Annotated in this window: 6 protein-coding genes; 2 read left to right on the top strand and 4 right to left on the bottom strand. The window is 61.9% G+C overall.

The genetic code is table 11. The features are described 5' to 3' along the window. Positions 1 to 267: 267 nt before the first annotated feature. From AWB76_RS36120 to AWB76_RS36105, 4 genes are all read right to left on the bottom strand, one after another. Positions 268 to 1,161 carry an NAD(P)-dependent oxidoreductase gene (locus tag AWB76_RS36120; protein ID WP_208606655.1) on the bottom strand — a complete coding sequence of 298 codons (894 nt, stop codon included), beginning with the start codon at positions 1,159 to 1,161 and terminating at the stop codon, positions 268 to 270. Next, the gene (locus AWB76_RS36115) at positions 1,158 to 1,469 is read right to left on the bottom strand and encodes a putative quinol monooxygenase (RefSeq protein WP_061164874.1); all 312 of its coding nucleotides are present in this window, start codon (positions 1,467 to 1,469) and stop codon (positions 1,158 to 1,160) included. Before AWB76_RS36115 ends, AWB76_RS36120 begins: the two co-directional genes overlap by 4 nt. 37 nt (positions 1,470 to 1,506) lie before the next feature. Next, positions 1,507 to 2,865, bottom strand: a complete 1,359-nt coding sequence (locus tag AWB76_RS36110; protein WP_061164873.1) for an NAD(P)H-dependent oxidoreductase — start codon at positions 2,863 to 2,865, stop codon at positions 1,507 to 1,509. A gap of 174 nt (positions 2,866 to 3,039) precedes the next feature. Continuing rightward, positions 3,040 to 3,951, bottom strand: a complete 912-nt coding sequence (locus tag AWB76_RS36105; protein WP_061164872.1) for a LysR substrate-binding domain-containing protein — start codon at positions 3,949 to 3,951, stop codon at positions 3,040 to 3,042. Positions 3,952 to 4,151: 200 nt separating this feature from the next. Between AWB76_RS36105 and AWB76_RS36100 the strand changes: the two genes are divergently transcribed. Both AWB76_RS36100 and AWB76_RS36095 read left to right on the top strand, forming a co-directional pair. Then, positions 4,152 to 5,180: a TRAP transporter substrate-binding protein gene (locus AWB76_RS36100; RefSeq protein ID WP_061164871.1), complete on the top strand. Its 1,029-nt coding sequence runs from the start codon at positions 4,152 to 4,154 to the stop codon at positions 5,178 to 5,180. Continuing rightward, a complete protein-coding gene (locus tag AWB76_RS36095) occupies positions 5,177 to 7,066 on the top strand; it encodes a TRAP transporter large permease (RefSeq protein WP_061164870.1) in 1,890 nt (629 codons plus the stop codon). The genes AWB76_RS36100 and AWB76_RS36095 overlap by 4 nt, the downstream gene beginning before the upstream one ends. Positions 7,067 to 7,216 lie beyond the last annotated feature (150 nt).

Here is a 7,216-nt window from a genome sequence, read left to right as displayed (position 1 = left end):
CGCACGTCGCTAAACGGCTCCAGCAATGCCCATTCTGCAGTTCTGCGTCAACACATTCTATGACACAGTAAGACTAGATTTGCTTGCAAAACCCGTTTTCGGGTCGTAGAGGCCTGACAGCGGCAATTGGCCAGATGACGATGGGCATCGTCCCCCTTGAGCAAGCCGTACGCAAGACATAGATGATGTCGCAGCAGTGGGCCACAGCCGACCCGCGAAGACACCGGCTTTCTCACGGGCAAGTTGAACACACTTGACGTAAGGCCGTCACGTCTCAGGCAGTCCATTGCGTCTGCGCAATTCCCGGATCAGCGCACTGTGATCAAGGTCGCCGTCGCCATGTTCGACCATGTCAGCGAAAAGGCCATCGACGAGCCCCAGTACCGGCAACTCCAGCCCCAGGCCCTGCGCAAAATCGAGCGCCGTCTTCGTATCCTTGATCTGATACTTGGCCGGCCCGCCCGGCACGAAGTCCCGCGCAATCATGCGCGCCGCGTGCTGGCGCAGGATGGTCGAGTCCGCGAATCCGCCGAGGAGCGCCGCGCGAACCTGCGCAGGATCGGCCCCGCCGCGTTCCGCGAGTAGCATTGCCTCAGCGACGGTGGCAATCGTACTCGCGACCATCATTTGGTTGACGAGCTTCGCGAGCTGGCCGGTGCCCGCCGGGCCGATGCGCGTCGGACGACCCATCGTTTGCAGGACGGCACGCAGGCGTTCGAAGACAGATGCATCGCCACCGGCCATGATCGCGAGCGTGCCGTCCTGTGCTCCTTTCTCGCCACCGGAAACGGGCGCGTCGAGATAACCGATGCCACGGGACGCCGCGGCCTCGGCGTGGCGTTGCGCCGTCTCGACGGGAATCGAGCTCATCACCACCAGCGCGCTGCCCGCACGCATCGTCGGGAGGATCCCGTCGTCACCGAGCAGGATGTCGTCGCACGCTGGCCCCGAACTCAGCATGCAGATCACAACATCCGCACTGCGCGTCGCTTCGCTCGCGTGACCGACCACCTCGACTCCTGCTTCGACGAGCGGCGCTGCCTTGTCTCGGCTGCGGTTCCATGCCGCGACCCGGTAGCCGGCGCCTGCGATACGCCGGGCCATCGGCAGCCCCATGATTCCCGTGCCGATAAAGCCCACTGCAAGGCTCGCGTGCATCATGCAGCCTCGCGACGACCGAAGCGCACGGGGCGTTCCGCAACGATCAGTGCCGGGAAGCCAGCACGGAAGCGGTCGAGGTGCGGCGTCTGCAAGTGTGCATCGAACGCGGCGCGATCATCGTAGACCTCATAAAACAAGATTCGCGGCGGCGTCTCGTCGATCTGCACAATGTCGAACTGGCGGCAGCCGGGCTCGTCTGCGAGCGAGTGGCGCGCATCGTCGCGTGCAAGCGCGAGGAAGTCGCGAACGCACTCGGCCTTCACTTCGAACTCCGCCACCACCACGAATGCTTTCGTTCCGCTATCCATGCTGGACTTCTCCGTGCGATGCCATGATGTGGGTCCCTCACGCAGCTTTCGCGGGCTTGCCGAGCGCACTTTGCTCCATCTCGCGACGCAACGCTACAACATCGAGATCGCGTTCGAGCTCGACATCCTCGAAGCGCACGACGGTGTCCTTGGCAACCGGACGCTTAAGCCTGACGTTATGCGCGAGCCCGATCGGCAGGCCGCCGATGGCAAGGCTTTTCGATGCCGGGATCGCATTGGCCCACACCGCGTAGCCGCCTTCGCCGTCTAGCATTTCGCCGGGCTTGAGGTCGCGCTTGGCGGTCGCCACGGCGTCGCCACGGAACTCCTTCGACGACCCAGTCGCCTCGCCGCGAAGCACGGCCGACAGCAAGCTCACACTGGTTTCGAGGCCAATCATGTGGAACGGCCGCCACATCGAGCCGTACCAGCCGGTGGGATCGACGAGCAAACCGTACTGCTTGAAGCACGCACGCGCGTATTCGTTTGGCGCCTTGAACGTGACGAACACGCCATAGCGAATGTTGTTAAAGACCTCTCGGCCGTCCGGTTCCTGGCTCGCGGCGATGTCCACAAGACCACTGCGCGAAAGGCGTCCGCCATCTTCTGCCGGTCGGAAGACCCGCGCCAGATCATGCAGACCAGCAGGAGGGAAGGCGAGGCCATCGTCGGGGCAATCGAGCCCCGTGCCGTTCGCGACCGCGGCCATTTCGATTGCGGCTTTAGTGCCGTCGGTGAACGAGTTGTACATCTTCGGGTTGAAGTCGCCCTTGGCCACTTCTTCCTCGGTCCAGCCGAAGAAACCCCATACCGTGTCCGGTGTCGAATAGCGATAGCGCGGTTCGAAATTCATGCCCTTGCCGGCCGAGGTCAGCTCGAAGCCGCACGAACGCACCCAGTCCACCAGCTCGCAGATGATCGCGGGCTGGTCACCGTATGCCATGCTGTAGACGAGACCGCGCTCGCGAGCGCGGGCGGCGAGCAACGGTCCGCACATCGCATCGGCCTCGACGTTGACCATCACCACATGCTTGTTGCCTTCGATCGCGGCGAGTGCGTGACGCACGCCGGCGATCGGATGGCCCGTCGCCTCGATGATGCATTCGACCTCATCGCAGGCGGAGAGTGCGGCGGCATCGTCGAGCACGCAGGTGGCGCCGGTCTTCACGGCATCGGCGAGCGTGCGCGCGCCGTATTGCTCGGCCGACCAGCCGACTCGCGCGAGCGATGCGCGTGCCTTGCCTACATCGAGATCGGCGACGCCTACTACATGCAGCCCTTCGATGTGGCGGGCCTGCGACAGCACCATCGAGCCGAATTTGCCGGCACCGATCAGACCGACGCGAACAGGACGTCCTGCAGCATTGCGGGCCTTGAGGAGACTGTAGAGATTCATTGGCAATCCTTTGTGGTTTAGATCATGGGTCATGACCGCCCGACCAGCGTGCGACGACGCACGTGCAAGACAGATTCGAAAGCCGAACAGCGATGGGCCTTTCTTGCGAGCAAGTGTAGTCAGGCGCTTGCATCAGAACAATTAACATTTCCAATCCGATCGTTAAGCCACGCTTCAAGATGGATTCGCAGCGTGTTCGTCCGACGTCGCCTCCCAAGCCGCACGCTCGGCGCGCAGCCACTCGAGAAACAGCGTGACTTTCTTCTTACGGAGATGTTCGTATGGACAAACGATCCATTGCGTTTTCAGGCGGATGGCTGGCGGGCGTCTCACCGGACATGTCAACGTGCCGTCGCGCAATTCGCGCCACATCATCAACGTGCTTTCGAGCGCGATACCCATACCGTCGACGGCGGCATCGATCGCCATGTGGCTTCGGTCGAAGAGGACGCGCTGCCCAGGATCGAACGACGTCTGCGCCGCCGAAAACCAGTACGACCACTGAACCTGCGACTTCACGGAATGGATGAGGCGGTGCCGCGGTAGGTCAGCCGCTTCGAGGCTTGCGGCCGCGCAGTAGGCGGGGGAACACACCGGCAAAAAGGATTCCTCGGCGAGGGACTCGACATACACGCCAGGCCATTGGCCGGTTCCATGACGGATCTCGATATCAACGGCCTCCTGAGCGAAGTCGGTGGCTTCATTGGTTCCGTTAAGGCGAACTTCGAGATCGGGGTGGCCATCCAGAAATGAGCGCAGGCGCGGCAGCAACCACTTCGTGGAAAGAGTAGGCGTGGCGCGCACGGTAAGCAGTGTGACGGAGCGCAATCCCCGCATTCGCTCGGTCGCTTCCGCGATCCGTTCGACCTCACCGGAGATCATCGCGAAATAGCGTTCGCCCGCCTCGGTCAACCCGACGCCCCTTCCGACTTTGGTCATCAAGGCCGTTCCCAGGTGGGCTTCGAGCGACTGAATCTGCTGGCTGACCGCAGATGGCGTGACGTTCAGGTCGGCCGCCGCCCGCGAAATGCTTCCTGAACTGGCTGCAGCGTGGAAGACACTGATTGCGCGCAGGGGCAGATACATGGGGAGTCACCTTTTAGATAGGCTACAACGTCTCACAAAATAATTGAATTGTGCTTCACCAACAAGCCTCTTATATTTTGCTCACGTAAGGCAGGCGACGAGGCCAGAAGAGCTGATAACAACCGTCGCGACGTGCCTCGACGCTGCATCCATAAGGTGGCGCGGGACGCGGGGATGTTCATAAAACAGGAGACAGGATCATGAGCACGTCGAGTTCACCGCGTCGCATGTCGCGACGCACGGTGCTGAAGGCCGCGGCCGCTGTTCCGCTGGTGTCGATCTGGACCAGGCCTGCCCGCGCCGCAGAATTCACCTACAAGCTCGCAACCGGGCAATCCCTTAATCAGCCGATCAATACCCGGCTCAAGCAGGCAATCGACCGTATCCGTGAGGCGAGCAACGGCAGGCTTGAGATCCGTTTCTTCCCGGCATCGCAACTGGGCTCGGACACGGATCTGTTGTCGCAGGCGCGTTCGGGCGGGATTGAGTTCCTGAACATCGCGGGTTCGGTGCTGTCGACGACCATTCCGCTCGCCGCCATCACCAACCTAGGCTTCGCATTCACGGACTACGATCAGGTCTGGCGTGGCGTTGACGGCGACCTTGGCAAGATGGTGCGCGCGCAGATCGACAAGAGCGGCTTCGTTTCAGTGTCGAAAGCGGCGGACAATGGGTTTAGACAGATCACCTCTTCGACAAAACCGATCAAGACGCCCGAGGATCTGCGTGGATATCGTATCCGTGTGCCGGTTTCCCCGATGTTCACGTCATTGTTCCAGGCACTCGGAGCTAATCCTACGTCAATCAATTTCAACGAGCTCTATACGGCGCTGCAGACCCATCTGGTGGACGGGCAGGAGAACGGGCTTGTTACGATTGAAGCAGGCAAGCTATACGAGGTGCAGAAGTATGTGTCCCAGACCAATCACGTCTGGGATCCATTTTGGCTGCTCGCTAATCCGCGCGCGTTCAAAACCTTACCCGACGACCTCAAGGCGATTGTGCGTCGTGAGTTTGACAGGGCGAGCATGGAGCAACGCGAGGACGTCGTGCGCATGAATGCCACGCTGCAGAGTCAGCTGTCTGCCAAGGGGCTCACATTCGTGCAACCGGACCGCGGCGCCTTTCGCGCTGCGCTTGCAAAGGGCGGGTTCTACGCGCAGTGGAAGGAGAAGTTCGGTGCTGACCCGTGGCTCGCGCTCGAGGCCGTCACGGGGAAAATATCATGAGCGCCGCGCACAAGCTCGAAGCGCCTAACACCTCGTTCTTGCAAAGTGCGCAGTCGGAGCGTGCCCTCGAGCGCTGGTTACGCCGCGCAGTGGAGTCGTTGGCGGCGACCACGGTCGTCGCTGAAGTCGTGATCCTGTTCGTTGGGATCATAGCCCGCGCCGTTTTCCATCGTCCACTGATCTGGTCGGATGAACTCGCCTCGGTTCTTTTTCTGTGGCTTGCGATGCTTGGCAGCGCACTCGCATTGCACCGATCCTGCCACATGCGGCTCACATTTTTCGTCTCGAAGATGTCACCGCGTGCACAGGCCTGGAGCGATACGCTCGCAGTCGGCACCTGCGCGGCATTCCTTGCTCTGGTGCTCCACCCCGCGCTCGACTATGTGCAGGACCAGGCGTTCACAGAAACCCCCGCGCTCGGGTGGTCGGGCTCTATCAGGGCGCTAGCGATTCCGGTCGGATGCGCTGCGGGCCTCATCAGTTGCTGTCTACGGCTGATGCGGCATGATTGGCGCGACGTTATCGGTGCGGTGGTGCTCGTCGGCCTGTCTGCGCTCGGCTGCTACGCGGGAGCCGGGCCTCTTTCGCAGATGGGGCAAGGCGCGCTGCTGGTTTTCTTCGTCGGCGTTCTCGGCGTGGCCGTGATGGCCGGTGTTCCGATCGCCTTCGCTTTCGCACTTGCGACGAGCGCCTATTTGCTGACCACCACGTCGACACCGCTGAGCGTCGTTGTGGGGCGCATGGACGAAGGCATGAGCACGCTGATCTTGCTCGCCGTACCGATGTTTGTGCTGCTCGGCCAGCTCGTTCATGTCACCGGCGTGGCGCGGGTCATGGTGGCGTTTCTCGCAGCATTGCTAGGACATGTGAGGGGCGGGATGTCCTACGTATTGCTTGGTGCGATGCTGCTGATCTCCGGCATTTCGGGCTCCAAGACCGCCGATATGGCCGCCGTGGCCCCGGTGCTTTTTCCCGAGATGCGCAAGCGCGGCATGTCGGACGGCGAGCTGGTGTCGCTGCTTGCCGCTTCGGGCGCAATGAGCGAGACGATTCCGCCGTCGCTAGTTCTGATCGCGATAGCGTCGGTGACGGGCATCTCCATCGCGGCGCTATTTACGGCCGGCATTATGCCCGCCATAGTTCTGGCGCTCGTGTTGGGCGTGGTTGCCTGGTGGCGTGCGGGGCACGACGAGAAAGCGGAGGAGGGCACCGCGCGGCCCGTGCGCGCGCCCTGGTCGCAGGTCCGCCGCACGTTCGTTGTAGCGTTGCCCGCGCTTCTGCTCCCCTTCCTTATTCGAAGCGCGGTGGTGGAAGGCATCGCGACCGCGACTGAGGTTTCGACGATCGGCATCGCGTACTCGCTCCTGATCGGACTCGTGATCTATCGTGGAGGGCTGACGTGGAAGTCGGTCGTGCCGATGCTGCTCCAGACTGCCGCACTCTCCGGCGCGATTCTTTTCATTGTGGGCGCGGCGAGCGCGATGGGATGGGCGCTGACGCAATCCGGCTTCTCTCAGGACCTCGCCGAGATGATGACGAAGGTCCCGGGCGGCACGATCGGATTCCTGCTTGTGTCGATTATCGCGTTCATCGTGCTCGGCAGTGTGCTCGAAGGCATTCCGGCCATCGTACTGTTCGGGCCGCTTCTGTTCCCCGTGGCGCATCAACTCGGCATCAACGAAGTGCACTACGCAATGGTCGTGGTGCTGGCGATGGGGCTGGGTGTGTTCGCGCCACCGTTCGGCCTTTGCTATTACGCCGCATGCATCATCGGCGAAGTGTCGCCGGAAGCCGGGTTGAGGCGAATCTGGATCTACCTCGGTATGTTACTTCTCGGTTTGATCGCGATCGCCTTCATTCCCTCAATATCAACAGTCTTTCTTTGAGGCGCCGGAGAAGGCCGAGGTTGCTTGGTCTGAGGCCGCTGGCGCGCATCAGAGTGTACGCGGATGCAGGCGTCGATCTGAAGGTCATGCGCATGAGTCCGGTGCCGGCGTCGAAGAGGTATCTGGTGTACATGCAATGGTGCCCGCTTG

The organism is Caballeronia temeraria (assembly GCF_001544795.2).
Taxonomy (GTDB): Bacteria; Pseudomonadota; Gammaproteobacteria; order Burkholderiales; family Burkholderiaceae; genus Caballeronia; species Caballeronia temeraria.
This window is presented reverse-complemented; position numbering and strand designations above follow the sequence as displayed.